Source organism: Kribbella antibiotica (assembly GCF_004349055.1).
Lineage (GTDB): Bacteria > Actinomycetota > Actinomycetes > Propionibacteriales > Kribbellaceae > Kribbella > Kribbella antibiotica.
Genome location: NZ_SMKX01000093.1, coordinates 1 through 24,804, shown reverse-complemented (window position 1 = coordinate 24,804; position 24,804 = coordinate 1). Strand labels below are relative to the sequence as shown.

The window sequence follows — 24,804 nt, the reverse complement described above, 5'->3', positions numbered from 1 at the left end:
CCAATATGTGAGATCTCAGTGCAGGCACTGGACCGGAGCTGTGCAACTCTCAACCGGTGAGTGCTCCTCCAGAACTGCCGCCGCTGGTTTCCGCGGCCCTCAGCCTGTCCGGACGACGCGGATTCGTCAGCTCCACCCGGAACGAGACCGGCCGCCTGCTGGCCAGTCTCGCCGCCTCCAAGACCGGCCTGCTCGGCGAGCTCGGCACCGGGTGCGGCGTCGGATCGGCCTGGTTGCGCAGCGGCGCGAACGAAGGCAGCAAGATCGTCACCGCGGAGAGCGACCCGCAACTGGCCCAGGTCGTGGCGGAACTGTTCGCCGCCGACGAGGGCATCGAGGTCGTCTCGGCCGACTGGACCGCACTGATCGAGCGCGGCCCGTTCGCACTGCTGTTCGTCGACGCCCGCGAGGCCAAGCTGTCGGCCCGCGACGTGATCGCCGACGTGGTCGAGCCCGGCGGCTTCGTCGTCCTCGACGACTTCACCCCGTCCGGCGTCTGGCCGCCGATGTACGAGGGCCGCGTCGACACGCTCCGCCAGGAATGGCTGATGGACTCCCGCTTCACCACCGTCGAGGTCATGGTCGCCGCCGACGCCGCCGTACTGCTGGCCACCCGCCGCTAGCACTCTGAAAGGCTGTTGAAGTGACAGGTAGCGGAACAGCGCAAGAGACCTCGTTCAACAGCCTCGACGGCCTTCGGCTGTCGGCTACGTCGGTGACGCCTCCCGACTCGATCAACAGTTGGACCGTTCTCGTGCACGGCGGTGGGGCAACCCGCGAAGAGGGTGGCTTCTTCACTCGCCTCGCGACCGGCCTGGCCTCCGCAGGCATCGCGTCACTCCGCTTCGACCTCCGCGGGCACGGTGAGAGTAGTGGGCGTCAGGAAGATCTGACACTGTCAGGTCTGACGAACGACATCCGTGCGGCCGTTGAGCACGTTCATTTGATCAGCGGAAGCGACCAGACAGTGAATGTCGTTGGAGCAAGCTTCGGCGGCGGCGTCAGCAGCTACTACGCGGCCACCCACTCCGACAGCGTGCGCCGCCTTGTGCTGCTCAACCCCCTGCTCAACTACAAGCGTCGACTGGTGGATGAGAAGCCGTACTGGCACGACGATCACATCGACGAAGACGCCGCGCAGGAACTCGAAACCAACGGATTCTTGCAGCATTCGCCGACCTTCAAACTCGGCCGCGCCCTCGTCAACGAGGTCTTCTACCTCCAACCCCATCGCGCCCTGCCAGACATCCAGGTCCCAACCCTCTTCGTCCACGGCACCCGCGACACGTTCGTCCCAGTCGACTCCTCACGCTGGGGAGTGGAGCAAGTAGGAGCCCAGGCACAGCTGTTGGAGATCGACGGATCCCAACACGGTTTCGCCGTACACGACGATCCGCAGTATCTGGATCCCCAATCTCAGCGGTGGCAGGCCGAGGTCATCACCGCAATCGCGAACTTCCTGAATCAGTAGTCCAGGACTACCGCACGGAGCTCCCGGACCGCGGGCCGTGCCGCCCAACGATCCAACTGGCGCACGACCCTGACGACCTCGTTCGCGGTGCGCACGGAATGGGTGGCCGTCGCAATCCGATGTGCTGTCATTGCGAGTCGCGCGGCATCGTCGGGCTCATTCGCCAGTGCGGAAGCACTCGCTCCTAGAGACGCGAAGTACCCATAGTCCCGGCGGGAGAAGCTTGCGCTCGTCAGGTGCTCACGATAGATCGATGCCGCCTCCTGCGGTCGCCCGGCAACCTGATAGCACATGGCCGTCTGTATCTGCAGGAGAGCGCTTCGGTAGTGCGGACTCACCTGGGTTGAAGTGCTCTCGGCCTCACCAATCAGAAGGGCGTGGGCCTTGTCGAGCTGCCGGTGAACCAAATCGACGGAGTCGCCCAGCATCGCATGCCCGCGGGCCCGCTGCTGAGCCGCTTCCGCGCGGACCCTGGCAGGTAGCCTCCAGGCCCGGTCTTCAGCTGCGCGTGCCAGCATCAGCATCCGGACGGCGTCTCGCTGATCCCAGGCAGCCTGGCTCTTCTTGAGCAAGACATAGCCCTGCATTTCTCGATCCCCACCGGCCTGCGCCCACTCCATCGCGCGGTCGCGCCAATAGTCGCCAAGCTCGATCGCTCCGCTGTCTCGGTAGAGCCAGCCTGCGAACTCTGCACATCTGGCTCCGACCGCAAGGAGTTCGTCGCGGACAGCCGGCTTGACTTTGCGAACGCCACTCTCGATCGCGCCAATGAGGCCCAGCACTGTGGGCAACGCACTCTTCGGGCCATTGTCGCCGTCCTGGCCGGCACACGTTTCCAGCTGGCGGGTGAAGTGTTCAACGATGGTTCGATCCATGTATCGATGAGCATCGTCGAGCGCCGCGGCAACGTGCCGGAGGTCGTCGAGGGTCAAGGCCGGCAATCCGAGCGCGGTCACTCCGTGGGCCAGGACAGCCCGGCGCCCTATTTCATCCCTGGCTTCATCGTCAGCTTTACTGTCCCGCGCCTTCCGCTGCCCAATACGGTCCTGACGTCTGGCTTGAGCAGCGCGCGCAGCTTGGGCTCGCTCAGCGGTCACGCGCTGCTCGAGTTCGTCGTACTGCGCTGCTAGTTCGGGACCGGTACCAAGTACCTCGTCACAGCGCTCCCAGAAGTCGCGAGGAACACTCTGACGACCGACCTCGACATTTGCCACCGTACTTCTGGCGTAGCCGGTGAGCGGCGCCAATGCCTCCTGGCTGTAGCCAACAGCCTTGCGACAATCCGCCAGCCGACGGCCAAGGGCCACTCTGAGATCGGCGATCGCGTCCGCAGCTCCCACAGCGCGCCCTCCTCCGACCACCAACGGTACCGACCTGATTGTCGCAGATCACTGTCGGACCTGTCCGACATTCCGTGTGGCGCGGTTACCTGGTGCATGCCTGGTAGCCAAGTGACCAAGACGAGGATCGAGCCGATGAACGTCAACGCCATTCGGCGGATTTCAGGCCCTGTACGACAGGGCGGGTGTCGTGAATTCCCTGTGCCCGATGCCCGCCCTGTCATCCATTCCATTTCGGATTACGGAAAGATGGCCGAATGAGTGAGTGGGCGTTCGTCAAGTCAAGAACAGCAAGCGATACCGGCGCCGTCTGGAGATCAGCGGACGGAGAGCTGTACAAGCGAACAGGCACTGATGACCTCCGCGACGAGGTGAGCTTTCAGCGCCACATAACTGATCTCGGCTACCCGGTCCCCGAAATCATCTCCAGTGGCACCGATGACGGCGTCTTCTACGCCGTCGAACGCTCCCTTGGGGACGCTACGCTCCACGACCTGGCCTTGATGGACGTCAGCCGCGACGGTCAGATCAGCGAGGAACTCATCAGTACGGCGGCACAGGTCTCCGCGCGACTCATGCGAGCTCAGGCGGACAACCCGCAAGTCCCTGCTCCTTGGTTCGACAAAGCCGCCTTTACTGGCAACGTCTTCGACGAGAACCCCGACTTCGACACTCCCCGGACCCGGCAACTGGTCGGACGCGCCGTCAGGCGGACGGACAGCCTGCCGAGCTGTCTGGGGCATCTCGACTACGGCCTGCCCAACATGCTGGCGTCCGGCATCATCGACTGGCAGCACCATGGTCCTGCTCCGCTCGGATACGACGTCTATCCGGTGCTAGAACTCGTGGCTTTCAAAGGCGGCGGAAAGGGCTACAGCCCTACCGCCGAGCAGCGAGCGACGTACCTCCGAGCCCTGGACAAGGTCAGTGTCGAGTTGTTGGGGTCTGCGGTGAGTGAGCATCTCGGCGACTTCCTCCTCGCCAAATGCTTCTTCTTCCTTGCTCTGATGCGGCCAACCGATCCGGAGCGACGTGACAAGCACGTCAAGTGGCAGTACCGCCGCACCCTCTTCACGATGGGACTTGATCAGTATGAGTCGACCGGCGCCATCGACACCGGCACATTCCCCACACTGGAACGGTTCGCCGCTGACTATCGGTAGGCCAGTTCCGTCCGTACGGGACCGCGACTACGTGATGGATCAGCACGGCATCGTCTTCAAGGTCATCGGCGACAGCCATCCGGGCAGCCACTACCTCGGGTACGTGAAGTACCACCCCGACGCCAAGGGGGACCGGCAACTTTTCAGTCGCACCTACCGCCAGAACAGCGTCGTGTCGAAGTCGTTCGGCATCCTTGCCGATCGGCCCGAGTGCTACGTCTACTCCGACACTCTGGGGTGCGTGATCACCGGCCTCCCGCGAGATGACATCGCCGTCCACTACTCCTGCAGAGTCGCCTTGAAGGCGATCCACGAAGAGCCCGGGCAAGTCGCCGAAAACCGCGTTGGCAAGGACCTCCTGTCGATCATTGAACGCGTGGTTGCCATGGACGCCCAGGATCTGATCGGGGTGACAGGCTCATTTCTCCTCGGCTGCTTCAACGACCGATCAGACATCGACCTGGTCTGTTATGGCCCCGACGGTTATGCGGCTGCTCAGGAACTGTTCGACGACCTCGGTCTCATCAACCCCTATGAGGGGAACAGCCTCACCCAGCTCTACCTGCGTCGTGCGAAATATATGGAGGGCAGTTCCTTTGATGCGCTGATCAAGCAGGAACGCCGCAAACTGCAGGGCCTGACCGTCAACGCCACTGCGCATATCAATTGTGAGCCACTCAGAGCCGACCACGACAAGACCTTCGCAAGCGTTTCGTCCAAGGAGATCGGCGAGATGTCACTCCTGGCGACGATCACTGATCACTCCGAAGGTCTCACGACGCCGGCCGTCTACGGGATCGAGGTCCAGATGATCCTCAGTTCGACCATCGATGAGCCTGATTCGTTTGCCCACCGAATCACCCAGATGAGGTCGTATCTGGGCGCCTACACCGGAGCCTTCCGGGCCGGGGACATCGTGCACCTGTCCGGCAAGCTCGTCCACACCCAGGATGGAGCCCGAAATGGGTTCGGCATCGAACTCACGCCCTGGAACGTCCGAGGTTCCTACGTTGCGAACCTGGCCAACTGAGAGGAGCCAAGGGTGAACCTCCTCATCATCCGACATGCCGAATCCGTGGAGAACGCCGACAAGCACAACGGCTTCTACCGCGACCCACGCCCGTATGACGGGCCGGCAGCGCACCGAATCTCTCGTCACGTCGTTGGACTGACCCCGAGAGGGTTTCGTCAAGCCCAGTGGCTCGGAGACATCCTGCCGACCATCGCGAGCGACGACAAGCGGGTCTACACCTCGAGGTACCGCCGTGCGATCGACACAGCGTTGATTGCTCTCCCCAAGCTCCCCGAACCGTGGCCAAGGCAAACAGCTCTCCTTGATGAACAGCACTACGGAGACGCCACCTATATGACGAAGCGCGAGCTCTACACGACCTATCCCGATACGGCCGACGAGCGTCGCTACCGGAAGCATCTCTGGACAGCGCCAGGAGGGGGCGAGTCCCTGACCGAAGGTGTCAGCCGGCGGGTAACCGGATTCCTTCAAATCGCCAGACATCAACTGGAGAGCACTGAGTCAGTTGTCGCGTTCACCCACCAGACTGCCGCGGTGGCCATCCGCTCTCTCCTCGAAGGCAAGTCGCTGGAGGAAACCCTCAAGGAGGAGAAAGCCGCCAAGATGCCAAACGCGGCGATCTTGCACTACGTCGTACGAGGAGATCGTTTCGTCAAGCAAGCAACGATTGCGCCACCGTCTGAGGAGATTTGATGGAGGTCCTGTTCCTCAACGGACCTGTCCAGAACGGCGCCTTCGACTTCCAGGACAAGCCTGGCAAGGCGGTGGGCATGCGCATAGCCGCGGCCCTGAACGGCATCCTCGACGTCGGACCGGCGCCCCACCTGTGGAACACAGTCACTCTCGAAGGCGATCTACGTCACCGCCGATCAACGGTCTCGCCCCAGGTCTCGCGCCGCGAGTTCGAAACTGATCTGATCTCTAGCAAGTACCCTCCCGAGTCCCGCTCTGCAACTGCTGTAGCCACAGACACTGATGCTGAAGTTCAACAACTGGCGCTCGAGATGATCGAACGCCGGCTTCGCGCGGGCTTGTTGCGGATCAGTACTGAAGCGGTTCCGACATGCCAGGACTGCGGACACATGACTGGACACGGCGCCGACCAGTGCAAAGCCTGCGGCGGTCTGCGCATCAGACTGCTGACCTCTCGCCATCTGGTCGCCGAGAATCCTGAGGGCGCTCCCGCGCTAGGTCGAGCAGATATCCATGCCAGTCAGCGTCGGCAGCCTCTGCATCTGCAGAGCACGTCGAGCAACGTCCCTCGACTCCTGATCCTTTCGCGCACTCGGAGCTATGGAATCGACTTGTCCTCGTTGGGGCTTCCGGGCTTCGTGCTCGACCCTCGCGTTGGCCTCCATGTCGCCGTACTCGCTGTAGCCCGACGCTCAGAAGCACGGAAAGCAGTCATGCTGACCACTGAGAACGCAGCGAATCACGTCGCGGCATACGGCAGGCTCTTCAGGGAGCAGGATGGCACCAGACTGCAATACGCGCTCCATGGACATTGCCCGTACGACGAACTGCCCATCGCGCTACGGCCGATCTACGCGACGTACCACGCGGGCCCGGCCGCCAGAACGGCGTTCGAGACCTGGTTCCTGCCGCTCGTCACCCTAAAGGAGAAGAGCGCGATCCAGACTGGACAGCTGCCTGCCCTCTTCAAGCACTTCATCCGAACTTACGTGACCAACTTCACCGAAGCTGACGACGAGGAGGTAGGAGCTCTGCGCTCAGCCGTCGCAGCCGGGGATCCAGCCTGGGTGATGAACAAGCGCCACCTCGCCACTGCCTTGCGCCTGACGCGCAAGCCCCTAGCCCGGCGCTAGCCCTTTCAATGAAATGAGGCGGCCCCGGACACTTGGGTCCGGGGCCTGACCAGCCACCATGCGCCTGCGGGTGGCTGGCTGATACTCAGTTAAACAGCCATTCGGTCTAGTCAGGCGTCAAGGTCCACAGTGCGGGCAGTGTCGGCCTGGACCGCCGAAGCGATGTCGTCCAGGACGGTCGGCGCGATGGCCGAGTCGACCGAGAGCGCGACCAGAGCCTTGCCACCCTTGCGGTCGCGGCTGACCTGCATGCCGGCGATGTTGACCTCGGCGTCGCCGAGAATCCGGCCGATCTGGCCGACGATGCCCGGACGGTCCTCGTAGGTGAAGAAGGCCAGGTGCGCGGCCAGCTCGACCTCGACGTCGAAACCGTCGACCTCGACGAGGCGCTCCGACTGGCGGACGCCGACGAGGGTGCCGCTGACCGAGACCTGCGCGCCGTCGGCGAGCGTGCCGCGCAGCGTGATCAGGTTGCGGTGCTCCGGGCTCTCGTGGTCGGTGACGAGGCGGACCTCGAGGCCACGCTCGGCCGCCAGCAGCGGCGCGTTCACGTAGGAGACGTTGTCTTCGACGACGTCGGCGAAGACACCCTTGAGCGCAGCGAGCTCGAGCACCTTGACGTCGTACTGGGTGATCTCGCCGCGGACCTCGACGTCGAGCTGCTGCGCGACGCCACCGGCCAGAGCGGTGAAGATCCGGCCGAGCTTCTCGGTCAGGCCGATCCCGGGCCGGACGTCCTCGGCGATGACGCCACCCTGGACGTTGACCGCATCCGGAACGAGCTCACCCGACAGGGCGAGGCGGACCGACTTGGCGACGGCGATACCGGCCTTCTCCTGGGCTTCCTCGGTGGAGGCGCCCAGGTGCGGGGTGGCGACGACGTTCTCGAACTCGAACAGCGGCGAGTCGGTGCACGGCTCCTTGGCGAACACGTCGAGGCCGGCTGCGGCGACGCGGCCTTCCTTGAGTGCCGAGTAGAGCGCGGTCTCGTCGACGATGCCACCGCGCGCGGCGTTCACGATGATGACCTCGGGCTTGACCTTGTGCAGCTGCTCGTCACCGATCAGGCCGATGGTCTCCGGGGTCTTCGGCAGGTGCACCGAGATGAAGTCCGACGCGGCCAGCAGCTCGTCGAGCGAGGCGAGGCGGACGCCCATCTGGGCGGCGCGGCCGGCCTGCACGTAGGGGTCGTACGCGATCACGTTCATGCCGAAGGCGGCCAGGCGCTGGGCGACCAAGACGCCGATCTTGCCGAGGCCGACGATACCGACGGTCTTCTCGAACAGCTCGACGCCAGAGAACTTCGACCGCTTCCACTCGCCGTTCTTCAGCGAGAGGTCAGCAGCCGGGACGCGGCGCGCGGCGGCCAGCAGCAGGGCGACTGCCAGCTCGGCGGCGCTGACGATGTTGGAGGTCGGCGCGTTGACGACCATCACACCGGCCTGGGTGGCGGCCTTCACGTCGACGTTGTCCAGGCCGACACCGGCGCGGGCGACGACCTTCAGCTTCTTCGCCGCGGCCAGGGCCTCGGCGTCCACCTTGGTGGCGCTGCGGATCAGGATCGCGTCGACATCGGCGATCGCCGGGAGCAGCGCGGCGCGGTCGGCGCCGTTCACGTGCCGGATCTCGAAATCGGGACCGAGGGCCTCGACGGTGGCCGGGCTCAGCTCTTCGGCGATCAGGACGACGGGACGAGTCACATCAGTCATGGGAGATGTCTCCTGCGAAAGCGGTAGGGGCTCGTAAGGATCTGAGCACCGCGCTGTGCCCGCTACGTCGATCGTACCTCAGGTCTGATCGCACGGGCGGGGTGAGGTCACCTGGGAAGACCCGTCGATCAGCAGGCCGTTTGCCGAGGGCAGCAGGCGATAGCGCTGGTCCAGGCGGTTGCAGTTCTTGCCCTCGGCGCCGTGCGCGTCGGAGGAGAAAAGCGTCACATAGTTGATCCGGACGTTCACCCCGCCGTCCGACTGGGTGATCTCGGTGATGGTCGCCCCGAAGAAGTACGTCGTCAGGTGCCCCTGCCGGTCCTTGGTCAGCGGCAGGGCGCCGGCCAGGCGGCTCGTGTAGTACTTCCGCACGCCGGCGAAGTCATGGCGGTTCTGCAGAGTCAGGTAGTTGGTCATCGTTCGCTGCGCCTGCACTGCCAGCTCCGTCGCCGACACCTGCAGGACCGGTGTCACCGCGCTCTGCGGACCACGCGACTCCGTGCAGGAGCCGCCGGAGTTCGGCGTCAGCCCGGACGCGTTCCGGACCGCGAGCGCGCGCAACGTGGCGGCCGGAACGATCCGGCTGCCCGCGAGGTTGTCGCCGGTGACCATCCCGACCACCTGGTTGGACTTGTCGAACACTGGTCCGCCGAGCTTCGCGGCGTTCATCACCTCGCCCAGCGGGCGCGGCCGGTGCTCCGACCCGACAGTCTGAGCGGCCAGATTGCCGGACGCGGTGTAACCGAGCAGCGCGCGGCCCGCCTCCGGATCCGGAGCACTGGCTGCGATCTGCAGTGGCGGCACGGACAACCTGTCCACCACCTGCAGTACGGCGACTCCATCCGGCCCGGTGCCGAGCAAATTCGCCCGGCGGATCACGCCGTCACGAGTGACGATCGCGGCTGCCAGCGGCTCGCGCACGGCGATGTCCGCAGTCAGCACCAGGTTGTCCCCGACATACACGCCGGTGCCCTCGCCGGTCCCCGAACAGGCGGTCGACAACACCCGGACGACACTCGACCCGACATCGGCCAGCACCTTGACCTCGTTGATCGACGTCCGGTCCTGGCGGACGAACCAGCCGGCAGCAGCACCACCGGTCACGACGAGCAGGAGGACAACCAGCCCGGCCAGGAAGCGCCCGAACAACCACGGGCGGCGCGGAGGAGGCGTCGTACGGCGGATTGTCGGCTGCAGCTGCGTGAGCGGCGGCGCGCCGGCGGGCACCCGTCGGGGCGGTCTCGGCCCCGATCTGCCGTCGTGCACCACCGAATCGTCCTCCTCGTCACCTGCTGCAACCATTGGCTGCCGATTCTGCCAGTTCAGGCGGGCAAACGAGGGAAGGCCCGGACCATCCACCTGAATGGTCCGGGCCTTCCGTCAGCTAGTGCGGTGTCAGCGAGCAGCCGAGCCCTCGACGTAGTCGTCGTCGTGCGACTTGACCCATGCCATCAGGCCACGCAGTTCCTTGCCCACGGCCTCGATCGGGTGCTCCTGGGACTTCTTCCGGAACTCCGCGAACTCCGGAGCGCCGGCGTCCTGGTCCGCGATGAAGCGGGCCGCGAAGGTGCCGTTGGTGATGTCGTCGAGGACGTCCTTCATCCGCGCCTTCACCGAGGCGTCGATGATCCGCGGGCCGGAGACGTAGTCGCCGTACTCGGCGGTGTCGGAGACCGACCAGCGCTGCTTGGCGATGCCGCCTTCGTAGATCAGGTCGACGATCAGCTTGAGCTCGTGCAGGCACTCGAAGTACGCGACCTCGGGCTGGTATCCGGCCTCGGTCAGCGTCTCGAAACCGGCCTGGATCAGCGCGGAGACGCCACCACACAGGACGGCCTGCTCACCGAACAGGTCGGTCTCGGTCTCCTCGGTGAAGGTGGTCTTGATGCCGCCGGCGCGGAGGCCGCCGATGCCCTTGGCGTAGGCCAGCGCGAGGTCCCACGCCTTGCCGGTGGCGTCCTGCTCGACGGCGACGAGCACCGGGACACCACGGCCCTCGGTGTACTCACGCCGTACCAGGTGTCCCGGGCCCTTCGGGGCGACCATGAAGACGTCGACACCGGCCGGGGGCTTGATGTAGCCGAAGCGGATGTTGAAGCCGTGCCCGAAGACGAGCGCGTCGCCGTCGGCCAGGTTCGGCTCGATCGCCTCGGCGTACAGCTTGCGCTGCGCCGGGTCCGGAGCGAGGACGACGATGACGTTGGCCTCTTCGACGGCCTCGGCCGGGGTGACGACGCGCAGGCCCTCGGCCTCGGCCTTCGCCCGGCTCTTCGAGCCCTCGAGCAGGCCGACGCGGACGTCGACGCCGGAGTCACGCAGCGAGAGCGCGTGCGCGTGGCCCTGCGAGCCGTAGCCGAGAACGGCCACGCTCTTGCCCTGGATCACCGACAGGTCGGCGTTGTCGTCGTAGAACATTTCTGCTGCCACTTGGAGCGTTCTCCTCTTGATGGGTTGGTAAGCCGGTACGGCGTCAGCCGTGCCGGGCCGGAGCCACGGGGCGGCCCGGCGGCGGCGCCGGCACCGGGTGATGAGTCGATGAGGTATGGCGTTCTGGGGGCTGCGCCTGGATCGCCGGGGTCCCCGACTGCACGAACGGCGGGGGCACCGGGACCGGCCGGAGCGTGCGGTCGGAGATGGAGCGGCTGCCCCGTCCGATCGCGACCATGCCGGACTGCACCAGCTCGCGGACGCCGAAGGGTTCCAGCACCCGGAGCATGGCCTCGAGTTTCTCGGGATTGCCGGTCGCCTCGATCGTGATCGCGTCCGGTGCCACGTCGACCACCTTCGCACGGAACAGCTGGACGGTCTCCAGCACCTGTCCCCTGGTCAGGGTGTCCGCCTTCACCTTCACCAGCAGCAGTTCGCGCTGAACCGTCTGCGTGGGCTCGAGCTCGACGATCTTGATCACGTTGATCAGCTTGTTCAGCTGCTTGGTGATCTGCTCCAAAGGCTGCTCGTCCACGCTGACCGCAATGGTCATCCGGGACACCTCGGGGTGCTCGGTCGGGCCAACGGCGAGGGAGTCGATGTTGAAGCCCCGCCGCGAGATGAGCGCCGCCACGCGGGCCAGCACACCATGCTTGTTCTCGACCAGAATGCTCAGCGTGTGCTTGGTCATCACAACTCCTCGCTGTCCCATTGGGGCGCCATGTCGCGGGCGATCTGGATCTCGTCGTTGCTGACACCGGCGGCGACCATCGGCCAGACCATCGCGTCGCGGTGCACGACGAAGTCGACGACGACCGGTTGGTCGGTGACCGCCATCGCCTTCTCGATGGTGGCGTCGACCGAAGCCTTGTCGGAGCAGCGCAGCCCCACCCCGCCCATCGCCTCGGCCAGCTTGGCGAAGTCCGGGATGCGGTTCGAGTGCAGGTCGGTGCTGGAGTAACGCTTGTCGTAGAACAGCGTCTGCCACTGACGAACCATGCCCAGCGACTGATTGTTGATCACGGCAACCTTGATCGGGATGCCTTCCAGCGCACAGGTGACGAGCTCCTGGTTGGTCATCTGGAAACAGCCGTCGCCGTCGATCGCCCACACGGTCTTGTCGGGCCGCGCGACCTTGGCGCCCATCGCGGCCGGCACCGAGTAGCCCATGGTGCCGAGGCCGCCGGAGTTCAGCCAGTGCCGCGGCTTCTCGAACGGCAGGTAGTGCGCGGACCACATCTGGTGCTGACCGACACCCGAGGTGTAGATCGCGTCCGGGCCGGCGATCTGACCGATCCGCTGGATCACGTACTGCGGGGACAGCGAGCCGTCCTCCGGCTCGTCGTACCCGAGCGGGTAGTTCTTCCGGACCGACACCAGCTGGTTGCGCCAGGTGTCGTACGACGGGGTACGGCCGCTGTTCGCGATCTCGGTGCGCAGGGCGGCGATCAGGTCGGTGATGACCTCCTTGCAGTCACCCACGATCGGCACGTCGGCGACCCGGTTCTTGCCGATCTCGGCCGGGTCGATGTCGGCGTGGATGACCTTCGCGTCCGGGGCGAACGAGTCCAGCTTGCCGGTCACCCGGTCGTCGAAGCGCGCGCCGAGCGTGATCAGCAGGTCGGAGCGCTGCAAGGCGCCGACCGCGGAGACTGAGCCGTGCATCCCCGGCATGCCGAAGTGCAGCTCATGGGTGTCTGGCAGCGCACCGCGCGCCATCAGCGTGGTGACGACCGGGATGCCGAGCAGCTCAGCGAGCTCCTTCAGCTCCACCTCGGCCTTGGCGCGGATGACGCCACCACCGACGTACAGAACCGGCTTCTCGGCAGCGGTGATGAGCCGAGCCGCCTCGCGCACCTGCTTGGGGTGCGGGCGGGTGACCGGGCGGTAGCCGGGCAGCGACAGCTCGGTCGGCCACACGAAGTCGACCTTGGCCTGCATCGCGTCCTTGGTCACGTCCACCAGGACCGGACCGGGCCGGCCGGTGGAGGCGATGTGGAACGCCTCGGCGATCGTGGTCGCGATGTCGTTCGGGTCGTTGACCAGGAAGTTGTGCTTGGTGATCGGCATCGTGATGCCGCGGATGTCGGCCTCCTGGAAGGCGTCCGTCCCGATCGCGGCACTGGCCACCTGACCGGTGATCGCAACCAGCGGCACCGAGTCCATGTAGGCGTCGGCGATCGGCGTGACCAGGTTGGTCGCCCCCGGGCCGGAGGTCGCCATACAGACACCGGTCTTGCCGGTGGCCGAGGCGTAACCCTGCGCGGCGTGCCCGGCGCCCTGCTCGTGGCGTACCAGGATGTGGCGGATCTGGGTCGAGTCGAGCATCGGGTCGTACGCCGGGAGGATCGCGCCGCCCGGGATGCCGAAGACGGTGTCCACTCCGGCATGTTCCAGTGCGCGGATCAGAGCCTGTGCCCCGGTCAGCTGCTCGCTCATGAGTGCCTTCCCTTAATCCTGATCACGATGTGCCTTGCTTGGCTTGAACGCGATCGATCCATACTCGCTGGTGGCCTGTTGGGGGCGTCCGCTGGGTCTCAGATAGTCGCCCGTGCAACAAAAAACCCCTTCCGCCGGGTTGGCTGAAGGGGCGCGCTCGACTCAGAGGTCGCGTCAGTCGGCGCGCCGCACAAGTACGAGAAGAATCGATCGCATGTAGGCATTATTCGCCTGTAGACCTCGCTGGGGTCAAGTTCGGACACCCCTCGTCTCATTTATTGAGATGGCCGTCTTAGATACAGACCGCGCCTTCGGAGGCCGAGCGGACCAGCCGGACGTATTTCCCGAGCACTCCCTTGGTGATCGCCGGCTGCTTAGGCGTCCAGCCCTCCGTACGGCGGGTCAATTCGTCGGGGTCGACATGCAGTTCGAGCGTGCGGTTCGCCACGTCCAGCGTGATCCGGTCGCCGTCGCGCACGAACGCGATCGGCCCGCCGTCCACGGCCTCTGGCGCGACATGGCCGACGCAGAGTCCCGTCGTACCGCCGGAGAAGCGTCCGTCGGTGAGCAGCAGCACGTCCTTGCCGAGCCCGGCGCCCTTGATCGCGCCCGTGACCGCCAGCATCTCGCGCATCCCCGGGCCGCCCTTGGGCCCTTCATAGCGGATCACGACGACGTCGCCCGGATTCAACTCCGGTACGGCGTCCATCGCCGCCCGCTCGCCGTCGAACACGCGCGCCGTTCCTTCGAAGACGTCCGAGTCGAACCCGGCACTCTTCACGACCGCACCTTCCGGAGCGAGCGTCCCGTGCAGGATCGTGATTCCGCCCGTAGGGTGGATCGGCTTGTCGAGCGCGCGAATGATCGAGCCGTCGACATCCGGCGGGGCGATGTCGGCCAGGTTCTCGGCCATCGTCTTACCGGTGACCGTCAGGCAGTCGCCGTGCAACAGCCCGGCATCGAGCAGCGCCCGCATGATGACCGGGATGCCACCGACGCGGTCCACGTCCGTCATGACATACCGGCCGAACGGCTTCAGGTCGCCCAGGTGCGGGACCTTCTCGCCGACCCGATTGAAGTCGGCCAGCGTCAGCTCGACCTCGGCTTCGCGGGCGATCGCGAGCAGATGCAGTACGGCGTTCGTCGAGCCGCCGAGCGCCATCACGACGGCGATCGCGTTCTCGAACGCTTCCTTGGTGAGGATCTGGCGCGCCGTAATCCCCTTCTGGAGCAGGCCAACCACGGCCTCGCCGGACTTCCGCGCGTACCCGTCACGTCGGCGGTCCACAGCCGGCGGTGCCGCCGATCCGGGCAGCGACATCCCGAGTGCCTCGGCGGACGCGGCCATCGTGTTGGCCGTGTACATGCCTCCACACGCGCCTTCACCCGGGCAGATCGCGCGCTCAACCGCGTCGACCTCTTCGCGCGTGATGAGCCCGCGAACACACGCGCCGACGGCCTCGAACGCGTCGATGATCGTCACGTCCTTGTCGCCCAACCGGCCAGGCATGATCGAACCGGCGTACAAGAAGACGCTTGCGAGGTCGAGCCGCGCGGCCGCCATCAGCATGCCGGGCAACGACTTGTCACAACCGGCCAGCAGTACTGACCCGTCGAGTCGCTCGGCCTCCATCACCGTCTCGACCGAATCCGCGATGATCTCGCGGCTGACGAGCGAGTAGTGCATGCCGACGTGGCCCATCGAGATGCCGTCGGAGACGCTGATCGTGCCGAACTCCAGCGGATACCCACCGGCCGCGTGCACGCCCTCCTTGACGGCCTTCGCGAGCCGGTCCAGCGAGAGGTTGCACGGGGTGATCTCGTTCCAGCTGGAGGCCACCCCGATCTGTGGCTTCACCCAGTCGTCGTCGCCCATGCCGACCGCTCGGAGCATCCCTCGGCTCGCGGTTGCTTCGAGACCATCGGTGACAGTGCGGCTGCGGGGCTTGATGTCGACCATGGGCTCACTGTAATCAGGTTGCCTGCAGGTAAGCCGATCCTTACTGTTCGCCCCGTGGATCCTTATGGTGACGAAAAGCTGGTCGAGCTGTACGACGCCGACAACGCTCCGGGCTCTGATCACGCGTACTTCCGGGCAGTCGCCGACTCGCTGGGCGCTGTGAAAATCATCGATCTCGGGTGCGGTACCGGGCTGCTGACTCGCGCACTGGCAGTGGATGGTCGTTCAGTTGTCGGGATCGACCCCAGCCCCACAATGCTGAACTACGCGCGCCGGACGCCATCGCCCGTCACCTGGATCGACGGCGATTCTTCTGTCATCGAGCCCTCGGGTGATGTCGATCTCGTGGTCTGCAGCGGGAACACGCTCATGCACATCCCGTCGCTCCCGTCGACGTTTGCCGCAATCGCGGGTGCACTGCGGACAGGCGGCGTACTGGTGTTCGAGTCGCGGAACCCAGCGGCACGCGCGTGGGAGTCGTGGACCCGCGAGGCGACGTACGGGGATCGGGACACCGCTGTCGGGCACCTCACCGAATGGCTCGACCTGATCGAGGCCGGCGACGACGGGCGGGTCGTCTTCGACGCCCACAACCTGTACGACGACGGGCGCGACGACGTCTATCGCACCGAGCTGTACTTCCGCTCGGTCGCGGAGATCACCGCCGCCCTGGACGCGGCCGGGTTCATGGTGCAGGTGATGGCCGGCTGGAAGAACGAGCCGTTCGAGCCGGAGTCGCGGCTGATGGTGTTCCGCGCCGAGAAAGCCGGGCTCTGCGAGGGCCGGCGGCCGGCGCTCTAGTCCATCCGTTTGCCGACGGCCTCGGCGAAGCCGGAGACGCCGCCGACGTAACCCCACGGGACGCTTTCGATGCGTCCCTCGGTGCGGTTGGCGTGCTCCATGGCTTCGGACTTCGCACTGGCCCACTTCAGCGCGAACGCCATTGCGCCATGAGCTGACGTGTCGGCTGGGTCCGGCGTACGGGCGTCGTTCCACCACTTGCCGCGCGCAGCAAGGAGCTCCGTACGGCGAGCAGTGATGCCACTCGTGTAGCGCTTCATCCGCTCAACCCGCGGCGAGTCCTTGTCGGACGCGATCTCGAGCCAGACCTCGTTGAACACGTTGGCCGCAATCGTGCACAGCACGCTGCCCGGGCGGGCTCGCGAGACAACACTGTCGCCGAAGTCGACCAACTCGGCGAGCTCCAGCCCCGACCACTTCTTCGCCAGCACCTGGACGCGGCCGGTGTGCGCCGCGTAGCTGCCGGGGTGCCGAACCAGCGCGGCATGGAAGATCTCCGCCTTGTCCTCGAGGTCCGCCTGCAACCCGAGCGCGGCCCACTGCAGCACCTCCCACGGCACCGCGTCATCCGCTGCCGAGACGATCGCCCCCTGCAGCACCTCGGCCGCCGTACGGAGGATGTCGTGGAACATCGTGAACTGCTGCGCCGACACGTTCTTGGCCCGCTGCCCGGTCCGCACCGACCACGCCTCGAAGACCAGCACCTGCCCGTACCAGAGCAGCAGATCCGGGTCCTTCGGATAGGCCTCCAGCCGCAGTTCCAGCTGTTCACTGCGCCCCACCGCGGCCTTCGCCAGGCCGGTCGCCCGAATCGAGCGAAGATTCGTATTAGCAGGCGTCACCTTCAGCAACGCCAGTCCGGTCGACAGGTCCCCCTGCCGCACCGCCGCGTACGCCGCATCGAGATCAGCATCCCGCCAGGCCTGATCCAGGCTCAGCGCGGACACGTCCAGACCCGGCGCCCCCTTCCGCGAGAAGATACCCATTTGCGGATGGTATGACCGCGCGGACGACCGTGGTTCGGAATTGCACCTTCCTGCAATAACCTTGACCTTCCGCGACTGGCGAAGGTGGATTACCACCAGGGAGCGGCCGATTACGTGGCGTCGTCCGCCTGGGCGCCTCCAGCTCCTGGAGGCCTGTTTTGCGCTACGGAATGAACCCTCACCAGCCCGCGACTCTTGCTGTGACCGGAGCCCGCGCTCCGTTCACGGTCGTCGCCGGAAGCCCGTCGTACATCAACATTCTTGACGCCCTGACCGGCTGGCAACTCGTCCGCGAGGCCTTCAGTGTTTTCGGGGTGCCTGCGGCCGCGTCGTACAAGCATGTGTCGCCCGCCGGCGCTGCCCTCGGTACGTCGGTCGCCGACGCCTACCGCCGCGCCCGTGACGCCGACCCGAAGTCGTCGTACGGCGATTTCGTCGCGGTCTCGCACCCGGTCGACCTCGAACTGGCTTCGGTGCTTCGGCGGGTGGTGAGCGACGGAATCATCGCGCCCGGCTTCGAGCCCGGCGTCGTCGACATCCTGGCCGCCAAGAAGCGCGGCACCTATTTGGTGTTGGAGGCGGACCCATCCTTCGAACCCCCGCAGGAAGAAGTCCGCGAACTCTACGGACTCCGGCTGAGTCAGCACCGCGACGACTTCCCTCTCACGCGCGATCTGCTTTCTCCTGAGGTGCCCTCTGCCGCGGCCCGCGACCTACTGCTCGGCCTCATCGTCGTCCGCTACACCCAGTCCAACACCGTTGCCCTGTTGAAGGACGGCATGGCCATCGGCATCGGCGCCGGCCAGCAATCTCGAGTCGATTGCACAAGGTCAGCCGGCCTCAAAGCCGCCGCCTGGCAGGCCCGCCAGTCAGCATCGCCTTTGACCGGGGTCGCCATGGTCTCCGACGGCGCACTCCCCTTCGCCGACAACGTCTCGGAAGCCGCCGCCTTCGGCGTAACCCACATCGCCGAACCCGCCGGCTCCATCCGCTCCCCCGAAGTAGCCGCCGCCTGTGCCCGTTCGGGCATCACCTGGTCCCCCACCGGCGTCCGCCTCTTCCGCCACTGACCGGTTCGCCACATCCTGCCCACCCTGTGAGCACTCGCTACCGCTCGCTGCGGAAGTCGGGGAGTACTACCTGCCGATTCAGGTGGGTAGCGCTCCCCAGCTCCGCGCGCCCCTCCCGCACGGCCCTCCCGCATGGCCCTTTGAGCACCGATCAGTCACGGATCGGGCCGGAAAATGACTGATGGGTGCTCAAAGGTGGCCGGGCGCGCTGCCTTGAGCACGGTTCAGTCGTTTCGACGGGTGTCCGGTGACTGATCGGTGCTCAAGGGTGGATGGCGTCTCGGCGGACCGCCAGCACTCACCAACCTGCCCGGACCTGGTCGCGCACGCTCGCACCGAGCGCGGAAACTCTGGACACATGCTTTTGATGAGTGGGGGCGGTCCGCTCTGATGGCGCTAGTGAAGGCGGTGGGTGCCTGCTGCGACTGCGCGCCGTACGGCGGCTGCGGTGGTGGCGGGTGGTTGGTTCGTGGTGTCGAGGGCGTGGCGCTCAAGGGAGCCTAGGTCGGCGAAGGCTTTGTGCAGGCCGGTGATCGCTTCCTCGTCGCGGAGCGCTTCGGGGCCGCGCGCCTGCGCCCTGGTGATCGTGGCATCGAGAGTCGGGCGCAGGACGACGTACGAGATTGTCAGGCTGTCGCGGGCCGCAGCGGCGCGGAACGGAGGCAGATACCACGGGCCGACCACGCCATCGAGGATGACGTCGTACCCACCTCTCGCGTACGTCGCGGCTGCGGCGACGTACGCGTCGACGACGACATCGTTCTGCGCTTCAGACTCCGGCAGGTACGGCGGAATGAAGCCGGTCCGGATCGCGTCGAAGAACTGGTCGGTCGCCAGATGCACCGTCGGTCGCTCCGCCCCTGTCGCAAGCAACTGGGCGACCGTCGACTTGCCCGCGCCTGGCGCACCGCTGACCACGACCTCGCCACTCATTCAGCCGCCGGCAACGCTGGGGAGGATGAGCAGCGTGTCGCCATCAGCTAGCGGTGTGTCGGGACCGGCGAGGTCGCGGATGTTGTCAGAACCCAGGTAGATGTTGACGTGCCGTCGGACTGCGCCCTGCTCGTCGGTGAGCCGGCGGCGCAAGGCTGGGGTGGTGGCTGCGAGGGCGGCGCCGACTGTGGCGGCCTCGACCTCAACTCGTTCGGCTCCGCCGGCAAAGGGGCGCAGTACTGCTGGGAGGGCAAGCGTGATCATCGCTCAGAGCACCGCCGCGCGCAGGGTGAGGATGTCGGGGAGATGCCGCGCGACCTCGATCCAGCTGTCACCGGCGTCGGCGCTCGCATAGACACAACCGTCGCGGGTGCCGACGTAGACACCAGCTGGATCAGCCGTGTCGGTGGTCAACGCGTCGCGGAGCACCGGCACGTAGGACACCTCGGGCAGGCCGTTCGTCAACGGCTCCCACGTCGCACCGGCATCACGAGAGCGGTAGACCCGACAAGTCGCATCAGTGGGGATTCTGTTGCCATCGGCCACCAACGGGAACACGTAGACCGTGTCGGGCTCATGCGGATGCACCGCAATCGGGAACCCGAAGTCCGACGGCAATCCATCCGCGATCGACTTCCAGATCTGACCGCCGTCATCAGACCGGTAGACCCCGTGATGGTTCTGCGCGAACAGCCGATCCGGTACGGCGGGGTGCCCCGCAAGCTTGTGGACACACTGGCCGAACTCCGGATCCGGGTCAGGCAGAAAGTACGCCTTGATCCCGTGATTGGCGGGCGACCACGTCGTACCGCCGTCGCTTGTCTGATAGACCCCACCGGTCGACATCGCGACACTCATCCGCGCCGGGTCTGTCGGATGCGGCAACACGGTGTGGACCGCCTGACCACCGAAGCCCGCACCCCACTGCTCGCGATGCGGGTGGTCCCACAGCCCGCGGACGAGCTCGAACGTCACTCCCCCGTCGGTCGATTTCCACAGCGCCGACGGCTGGCTCCCGGCGTACACAACACCCGGCTCGACGCCGGGCTGGATCTGCCAGACCCGCTCCAGCGACGCGTCCGTCCCCGCGGGGAACCCGATCGCGCCTTCCGGCGGCTCGTCCCACGTCGCGCCGAGGTCGTCGGAGTGGAAGACCGCCGGCCCCCAGTGCTCACTGGTCCCGCCGACGAACAGCCGCGGCCGCTCACCACGGTTGTCGATGCCCACGGCGTACACGCCCTGCATCTCGAACGCGGGCCCGTCGAGTCTCCACTCCCGGCGCGCAGCGTCGCTGCGGCCGATCCAGAGCCCCTTCTTGGTCCCGATCAGCAGTACGGCCTCGGACATCGTTGTCCTCCTAGCGTGGCGGCCCGGCCACCACATTGACGAGTGATTCTCCGCGGGCGAAACGGTCCAGTTGGGCCCGCACCAACCGGGCGACCCGCGGCTCGAACGCCGTCGAGGCACCCCCGCGATGCGGGTTGATCAGCACATTCGGAGCAGACCACAGCGGATGACCTGACGGCAACGGCTCAGGATCGGTGACATCAAGCGCTGCCGAGATCCGGCCGGTACCCAGCTCGGCAATCAACGCGTCGGTGTCGACGATGACACCGCGAGCAACGTTCACCAGCAGAGCGCCGTCCTTGAGCTGGCTCAGGAACTTGGCGTCGACCATGCCGCGGGTCTCATCGGTCGCAGGCGTCAGCAGCACGACGACATCCGCCTGCGGGAGCAGCTCGGGCAGGTCAGTCGTCGGGTGCACGCCGTCCCGCGGCCGCCGCGCGACCCGCACCACCTCACACTCGAACCCGGCCAGCCGCCGCTCCAGCGCCTCACCGATCGAGCCATACCCGACGATCAGCACCGTGCGGTCAGCCAGCGAGTCGTCCATCCGCGCGTAGTCGTCAGCCGGCCAGACACCACGATCCTGGTTGCGAACAGCGAGCGGGATCCGACGGTACGACGCCAGGATCAGCCCGACCGCCAATTCGGCCGTAGACGCGTCATGCACGCCCCGCGCATTGCACAACGTCACGCCCTCCGGCAGATACGGCAGCACGCCCTCGAAACCCGCAGTCTGCAACTGCACGACCTTCAACGAAGGCATCGCGGCGAACACCGCAGGCAGGTCCACCGCACCCATGTACGGCGGCACGTAGAACTCGGCCCCATCGGGCTCCGCCTGCGCCGACACGCCATCTGGAACCCCGCCGAGAACCCGCTCGGAGTCCTCCCACGGCAGCCACGCCCTCACTAGATCGCCCATGAGGAAAACCTACTCGCCGCCACGGACAGTTTCACCGTCGTACTCTGAATAGGTGCCTTCGACATCGGTCGATCATGATCTGGCGGTAGGCCGGCTGCGCGCCTCGTACGAGCGCATCCCGGCCGGACACCCCGTGCGGCTGGCGAAGCGGAGCTCAAACCTGTTCCGCCCACGCGCCGAGCTCGACACGCCGGGGCTGGACGTCACCGGGCTGACCGGGGTGATCAGCGTCGATCCGGTCGCGCGGACTGCCGACGTACAGGGCATGTGCACGTACGAGGACCTGGTCGCGGCGACCCTGCCGCACGTGCTGACGCCGATGGTGGTCCCGCAGCTCAAAACGATCACGCTGGGCGGGGCGGTGACCGGGCTCGGCATCGAGTCGTCGTCGTTCCGCGCCGGGCTGCCGCACGAGTCGGTGCTGGAAATGGACGTCCTCACGGGTGCGGGCGAGGTCGTCACAGCGCGCCCGGTCGGTGAGCACGCGGATCTCTTCCGGATGTTCCCGAACTCTTACGGCACGCTCGGCTACGCGACCCGGCTGCGGATCTCCCTCGACCGCATCTCCCCGTACATCGCCCTGCGCCACGTGCGGTTGTCGCTCGACTCGTTGGCGCCTGCCATCGCCGAGATCGTTGCCTCGGGCTCCTATCGCGACGAACCCGTGCACTTCGTCGACGGGGTCGCGTTCAGCCCTTCCGAGGCCTACCTGACGCTGGGACGCAACAGCGACGCTTTAGCCCAGACCAGTGACTACACCGGTCAGCAGATCTACTACCGCTCGATCCAGCAGCGGCAGACCGACTTCCTCACCGCCCACGACTACCTGTGGCGCTGGGACACCGACTGGTTCTGGTGCTCAGCCGCCTTCGGCGCCCAGAACCCCTGGGTACGGCGCCTGTGGCCGCGACGCTGGCGGCGTTCCGACGTGTTCCACAAGCTGGTCGGCTTCGAGAACCGGCATCAGGTGGCCGCACGCATCAGTGCTCGCCGCGGTCAGGCGCCGCGCGAGCGCGTCGTACAGGATGTTGAGATCCCACTTTCACGCCTGGCAGCTTTTCTCCGCTGGTTTGACGCTGCCGTTGGCATGCGACCGGTGTGGCTGTGCCCGCTGCGCCTGCGCGGCTCCACAGCCTGGCCGCTCTACCCACTGGCTCCGGGTGAGACCTACGTGAACGTCGGCTTCTGGGGCACCGTCCCGATCTTGGCGGGAGCTGCCGACGGCGACGTCAACCGTCGCATCGAGGACGCCGTCGCCCGCTTCGGCGGCCACAAGTCGCTCTACTCCGACGCCTACTACGACAGAGACACCTTCGACCGGCTCTACAACGTCCCGGCCCTGACTGAGGTGAAACAACGCTACGACCCGGACGCCCGGCTCACCGGGCTCTACGAAAAGGCGGTGACGCGCCGATGACGACGCTCGCAACACAGGTATCCATCGCACAAGCCCTGACCACCGTGACGCCCGACGGCCTCCCCTTCCACTTCACGGCGTACGACGGCAGTGCGACCGGCCCCGCGGACTCCCCCATCCACATGCACCTGGCGACGGAGCGTGGCCTGTCGTATGTGTTGACGGCCCCCGGCGATCTAGGACTGGTCCGCGCCTACGTCATGGGCGACCTGGAAATCACCGGTGTCCACCCCGCGAACCCGTACGAGTTCATGCGGATGATGCTCAACCAGGTCCACTTCGAACGCCCCACCCCCGCCGAAGCCCTCCGCATAGTCCGAGGCCTCGGCTGGAGCCATCTCAAGCCACCCCCGCCGCCACCCCAAGAACACCTCCCGCGCTGGCGCCGTACCTTCGAAGGCCTCCGCCACTCAAAGACCCGCGACAAAGCCGCTATCCACCACCACTACGACGTCTCCAACACGTTCTACGAGTGGATTCTCGGCCCCTCCATGACCTACACCTGCGCCGTCTATCCGACCGCTGATGCCACTCTGGAAGAAGCCCAGTACGAGAAGTACGACCTCGTCGCGCGGAAGCTGGATCTGAAACCGGGGCAGCGGTTGCTGGACGTCGGCTGCGGCTGGGGCGGCATGGTCCGCCACGCTGCCCGCGAGTACGGCGTACAGGCTCTAGGAGTCACCCTCTCCGCCGAACAAGCCGAGTGGGCCACCCAGGCCATCAAACGCGAAGGTCTAGAGGCGTTGGCCGAGGTCCGCTACCTCGACTACCGAGACGTCCCCGAACGAGACTTCGACGCCATCAGCTCCATCGGCCTCACCGAACACATCGGCATCCGCAACTACCCGACCTACTTCGGCTTCCTACTAGATCGTCTGCGCCCCGGCGGCCGTCTCCTCAACCACAGCATCACCCGCCCCGACAACCACCACCGCTCGACGGGCGCCTTCATAGACCGCTACATCTTCCCCGACGGCGAACTCATAGGCTCCGGCCACATCATCGCCGAAGCCCAAAACGCCGGCTTCGAAGTCCGCCACTCCGAAAACCTCCGCGAGCACTACGCCCTAACCCTCGCCGCCTGGTCCCAGAACCTCTTAACCCACTGGGACGAGGCGGTAGCGGAGGTAGACCCCGCCACCGCCAAAATCTGGGGCCTCTACTTGGCCGCCTGCCGAGTAGGTTTCGAACGCAACAACACCCAACTCCACCAATTCCTCGCCGCAAAACTCGACACTGACGCCAACGCCCACTTCCCCCTCCGCCCCACCTGGCTCAGCTAGCCCAGCATCTGATCCTCGGCGAAGCCGAGCTCGTCTTCGATCTGGAGGGCTTCCGCGGCGTACCAGCGGATGGGGCCGGGCCAAGTTGCGGCCGTCAGCGTGCGCAAGTAGTCGTTGGCCTCGTCCGTTTCGAGATCGCGCAACGAGCCAATCGCCTTCTGGCACAACCAATACGCCGGGGCATCGGATTCGAGCGAACGCTCCACGGCCCTGAACAGGCTGCTGGCTGCTTCCACAGCCCGTAGCTCGCCGAGGATGTCCACCACGTCCTCGTTGTTCAGCTGATCGATGTCCGCATCCAGCAGCTCACGAAGGACCTCACCCACACCAGGCGGCGCAAGCGGCGCAGCAAGGTTGGCGAACCGCTCCACCATGCGCCAGTCTTCACGAGCCGCTGCCTCCCGGATCCACCCCGCGATCGACGAGATCACCTCCGGGTACTCCGCCGCGATCTCCTCAGCCCGCTCCTTCGTGATGAACCCGACCGCCAACGACGCCACCAGCTCAGCCCGAGGCATAGTTCCCCTCCAACCAACTCACCACACCACTGGCTGAGTCACCCCGGAGTGTCTGGAGACTTCATTTGTTGGAAGGATGAAGTCCATGGGACGTCCGTCGTCGTATTCGCCCGAGATCCGTGAGCGCGCGGTCCGGATGGTTGCTGAGTCCAAGGCTGA

23 protein-coding genes and 1 riboswitch are annotated in these 24,804 nt (G+C 66.1%); of the genes, 10 read left to right on the top strand and 13 right to left on the bottom strand.

Going from position 1 to position 24,804, the window contains the following annotated elements; genetic code table 11:
- Window positions 1–56: 56 nt before the first annotated feature.
- Complete coding sequence (locus tag E1263_RS27065) at window positions 57–623, top strand: O-methyltransferase (protein ID WP_132172287.1); 567 nt, start codon at window positions 57–59, stop codon at window positions 621–623.
- A gap of 20 nt (window positions 624–643) precedes the next feature.
- Complete coding sequence (locus E1263_RS27060; RefSeq protein WP_132172285.1) at window positions 644–1,471, top strand: alpha/beta hydrolase; 828 nt, start codon at window positions 644–646, stop codon at window positions 1,469–1,471.
- Here the strand turns inward: E1263_RS27060 and E1263_RS27055 are convergent.
- Window positions 1,465–2,811 (bottom strand): helix-turn-helix domain-containing protein, encoded by a 1,347-nt coding sequence (locus tag E1263_RS27055; protein ID WP_165956761.1) that lies wholly within the window; start codon window positions 2,809–2,811, stop codon window positions 1,465–1,467. The genes E1263_RS27060 and E1263_RS27055 overlap by 7 nt on opposite strands.
- A gap of 257 nt (window positions 2,812–3,068) precedes the next feature.
- Here E1263_RS27055 and E1263_RS27050 point away from each other — a divergent pair, with 257 nt between their 5' ends.
- From E1263_RS27050 to E1263_RS27035, 4 genes are read left to right on the top strand one after another with little or no spacing between them, the layout of a single operon-like run.
- The gene (locus E1263_RS27050) at window positions 3,069–3,974 is read left to right on the top strand and encodes a phosphotransferase (RefSeq protein WP_132172281.1); all 906 of its coding nucleotides are present in this window, start codon (window positions 3,069–3,071) and stop codon (window positions 3,972–3,974) included.
- A 31-nt stretch (window positions 3,975–4,005) separates the two neighbouring features.
- On the top strand, window positions 4,006–5,004 hold the full coding sequence (locus tag E1263_RS27045; RefSeq protein ID WP_202869068.1) for a hypothetical protein: 999 nt from the start codon (window positions 4,006–4,008) through the stop codon (window positions 5,002–5,004).
- 12 nt (window positions 5,005–5,016) lie between these two features.
- Window positions 5,017–5,700, top strand: a complete 684-nt coding sequence (locus E1263_RS27040) for a histidine phosphatase family protein (protein WP_132172279.1) — start codon at window positions 5,017–5,019, stop codon at window positions 5,698–5,700.
- The gene (locus E1263_RS27035) at window positions 5,700–6,833 is read left to right on the top strand and encodes a hypothetical protein (protein ID WP_132172277.1); all 1,134 of its coding nucleotides are present in this window, start codon (window positions 5,700–5,702) and stop codon (window positions 6,831–6,833) included. Before E1263_RS27040 ends, E1263_RS27035 begins: the two co-directional genes overlap by 1 nt.
- Before the next feature lie 110 nt (window positions 6,834–6,943).
- Here the strand turns inward: E1263_RS27035 and serA are convergent, their stop codons facing one another.
- From serA to ilvD, 6 genes are all read right to left on the bottom strand, one after another.
- Window positions 6,944–8,542 (bottom strand): phosphoglycerate dehydrogenase, encoded by a 1,599-nt coding sequence (gene serA / locus E1263_RS27030; RefSeq protein ID WP_202869067.1) that lies wholly within the window; start codon window positions 8,540–8,542, stop codon window positions 6,944–6,946.
- Between the two features lie 78 nt (window positions 8,543–8,620).
- Window positions 8,621–9,844 (bottom strand): S1 family peptidase, encoded by a 1,224-nt coding sequence (locus tag E1263_RS27025; RefSeq protein ID WP_132172275.1) that lies wholly within the window; start codon window positions 9,842–9,844, stop codon window positions 8,621–8,623.
- A 93-nt stretch (window positions 9,845–9,937) separates the two neighbouring features.
- Entirely contained in the window at window positions 9,938–10,957 is a 1,020-nt protein-coding gene (ilvC, locus tag E1263_RS27020; RefSeq protein WP_132172309.1) for a ketol-acid reductoisomerase, read from the bottom strand.
- A 55-nt stretch (window positions 10,958–11,012) separates the two neighbouring features.
- Window positions 11,013–11,660 carry an acetolactate synthase small subunit gene (ilvN, locus tag E1263_RS27015; RefSeq protein WP_132172273.1) on the bottom strand — a complete coding sequence of 216 codons (648 nt, stop codon included), beginning with the start codon at window positions 11,658–11,660 and terminating at the stop codon, window positions 11,013–11,015.
- Window positions 11,660–13,408 carry an acetolactate synthase large subunit gene (locus E1263_RS27010; protein WP_132172271.1) on the bottom strand — a complete coding sequence of 583 codons (1,749 nt, stop codon included), beginning with the start codon at window positions 13,406–13,408 and terminating at the stop codon, window positions 11,660–11,662. Before E1263_RS27010 ends, ilvN begins: the two co-directional genes overlap by 1 nt.
- Before the next feature lie 292 nt (window positions 13,409–13,700).
- Window positions 13,701–15,368 carry a dihydroxy-acid dehydratase gene (gene ilvD / locus E1263_RS27005; RefSeq protein WP_132172269.1) on the bottom strand — a complete coding sequence of 556 codons (1,668 nt, stop codon included), beginning with the start codon at window positions 15,366–15,368 and terminating at the stop codon, window positions 13,701–13,703.
- 54 nt (window positions 15,369–15,422) lie between these two features.
- Between ilvD and E1263_RS27000 the strand changes: the two genes are divergently transcribed.
- Window positions 15,423–16,169 carry a class I SAM-dependent methyltransferase gene (locus E1263_RS27000; protein WP_132172267.1) on the top strand — a complete coding sequence of 249 codons (747 nt, stop codon included), beginning with the start codon at window positions 15,423–15,425 and terminating at the stop codon, window positions 16,167–16,169.
- Here the strand turns inward: E1263_RS27000 and E1263_RS26995 are convergent.
- Window positions 16,166–17,155, bottom strand: coding sequence for a hypothetical protein (locus E1263_RS26995; protein WP_132172265.1), 990 nt, complete (start codon window positions 17,153–17,155; stop codon window positions 16,166–16,168). The genes E1263_RS27000 and E1263_RS26995 overlap by 4 nt on opposite strands.
- 61 nt (window positions 17,156–17,216) lie before the next feature.
- Window positions 17,217–17,296: riboswitch (ZMP/ZTP riboswitch) on the top strand.
- Window positions 17,297–17,313: 17 nt separating this feature from the next.
- Here E1263_RS26995 and E1263_RS26990 point away from each other — a divergent pair.
- Window positions 17,314–18,225, top strand: coding sequence for a 5-aminoimidazole-4-carboxamide ribonucleotide transformylase (locus tag E1263_RS26990; RefSeq protein ID WP_272949697.1), 912 nt, complete (start codon window positions 17,314–17,316; stop codon window positions 18,223–18,225).
- Window positions 18,226–18,621: 396 nt separating this feature from the next.
- Here E1263_RS26990 and E1263_RS26985 read toward each other — a convergent pair whose 3' ends face one another.
- From E1263_RS26985 to E1263_RS26970, 4 genes are read right to left on the bottom strand one after another with little or no spacing between them, the layout of a single operon-like run.
- Window positions 18,622–19,158, bottom strand: coding sequence for a P-loop nucleotide/nucleoside kinase family protein (locus E1263_RS26985; protein WP_132172261.1), 537 nt, complete (start codon window positions 19,156–19,158; stop codon window positions 18,622–18,624).
- Window positions 19,159–19,422, bottom strand: coding sequence for a MoaD/ThiS family protein (locus tag E1263_RS26980; protein WP_132172259.1), 264 nt, complete (start codon window positions 19,420–19,422; stop codon window positions 19,159–19,161).
- 3 nt (window positions 19,423–19,425) lie between these two features.
- Window positions 19,426–20,505, bottom strand: coding sequence for a WD40/YVTN/BNR-like repeat-containing protein (locus E1263_RS26975; RefSeq protein WP_132172257.1), 1,080 nt, complete (start codon window positions 20,503–20,505; stop codon window positions 19,426–19,428).
- A 10-nt stretch (window positions 20,506–20,515) separates the two neighbouring features.
- Window positions 20,516–21,427: a 2-hydroxyacid dehydrogenase gene (locus E1263_RS26970; protein ID WP_132172255.1), complete on the bottom strand. Its 912-nt coding sequence runs from the start codon at window positions 21,425–21,427 to the stop codon at window positions 20,516–20,518.
- A 52-nt stretch (window positions 21,428–21,479) separates the two neighbouring features.
- Between E1263_RS26970 and E1263_RS26965 the strand changes: the two genes are divergently transcribed.
- Window positions 21,480–22,844, top strand: a complete 1,365-nt coding sequence (locus E1263_RS26965) for an FAD-binding oxidoreductase (RefSeq protein WP_132172253.1) — start codon at window positions 21,480–21,482, stop codon at window positions 22,842–22,844.
- Window positions 22,841–24,127: a class I SAM-dependent methyltransferase gene (locus E1263_RS26960; RefSeq protein ID WP_132172251.1), complete on the top strand. Its 1,287-nt coding sequence runs from the start codon at window positions 22,841–22,843 to the stop codon at window positions 24,125–24,127. The genes E1263_RS26965 and E1263_RS26960 overlap by 4 nt, the downstream gene beginning before the upstream one ends.
- Here the strand turns inward: E1263_RS26960 and E1263_RS26955 are convergent.
- Window positions 24,124–24,645, bottom strand: coding sequence for a hypothetical protein (locus E1263_RS26955; RefSeq protein ID WP_132172249.1), 522 nt, complete (start codon window positions 24,643–24,645; stop codon window positions 24,124–24,126). The genes E1263_RS26960 and E1263_RS26955 overlap by 4 nt on opposite strands.
- Window positions 24,646–24,804: the final 159 nt, after the last annotated feature.

Bases quoted from the DNA above. Each gene is read 5' to 3' on its own strand.
- ilvD (WP_132172269.1), bottom strand. From the start codon at position 15,368: ATGGTCGACATCAAGCCCCGCAGCCGCACTGTCACCGATGGTCTCGAA.
- E1263_RS27050 (WP_132172281.1), top strand. From the start codon at position 3,069: ATGAGTGAGTGGGCGTTCGTCAAGTCAAGAACAGCAAGCGATACCGGC.
- E1263_RS26975 (WP_132172257.1), bottom strand. From the start codon at position 20,505: ATGTCCGAGGCCGTACTGCTGATCGGGACCAAGAAGGGGCTCTGGATC.
- E1263_RS26955 (WP_132172249.1), bottom strand. From the start codon at position 24,645: ATGCCTCGGGCTGAGCTGGTGGCGTCGTTGGCGGTCGGGTTCATCACG.
- E1263_RS26995 (WP_132172265.1), bottom strand. From the start codon at position 17,155: ATGGGTATCTTCTCGCGGAAGGGGGCGCCGGGTCTGGACGTGTCCGCG.
- serA (WP_202869067.1), bottom strand. From the start codon at position 8,542: ATGACTGATGTGACTCGTCCCGTCGTCCTGATCGCCGAAGAGCTGAGC.
- E1263_RS26960 (WP_132172251.1), top strand. From the start codon at position 22,841: ATGACGACGCTCGCAACACAGGTATCCATCGCACAAGCCCTGACCACC.
- ilvN (WP_132172273.1), bottom strand. From the start codon at position 11,660: ATGACCAAGCACACGCTGAGCATTCTGGTCGAGAACAAGCATGGTGTG.
- E1263_RS27010 (WP_132172271.1), bottom strand. From the start codon at position 13,408: ATGAGCGAGCAGCTGACCGGGGCACAGGCTCTGATCCGCGCACTGGAA.
- ilvC (WP_132172309.1), bottom strand. From the start codon at position 10,957: ATGTTCTACGACGACAACGCCGACCTGTCGGTGATCCAGGGCAAGAGC.
- E1263_RS26980 (WP_132172259.1), bottom strand. From the start codon at position 19,422: ATGATCACGCTTGCCCTCCCAGCAGTACTGCGCCCCTTTGCCGGCGGA.
- E1263_RS27035 (WP_132172277.1), top strand. From the start codon at position 5,700: ATGGAGGTCCTGTTCCTCAACGGACCTGTCCAGAACGGCGCCTTCGAC.
- E1263_RS26970 (WP_132172255.1), bottom strand. From the start codon at position 21,427: ATGGGCGATCTAGTGAGGGCGTGGCTGCCGTGGGAGGACTCCGAGCGG.
- E1263_RS26985 (WP_132172261.1), bottom strand. From the start codon at position 19,158: ATGAGTGGCGAGGTCGTGGTCAGCGGTGCGCCAGGCGCGGGCAAGTCG.
- E1263_RS27025 (WP_132172275.1), bottom strand. From the start codon at position 9,844: ATGGTTGCAGCAGGTGACGAGGAGGACGATTCGGTGGTGCACGACGGC.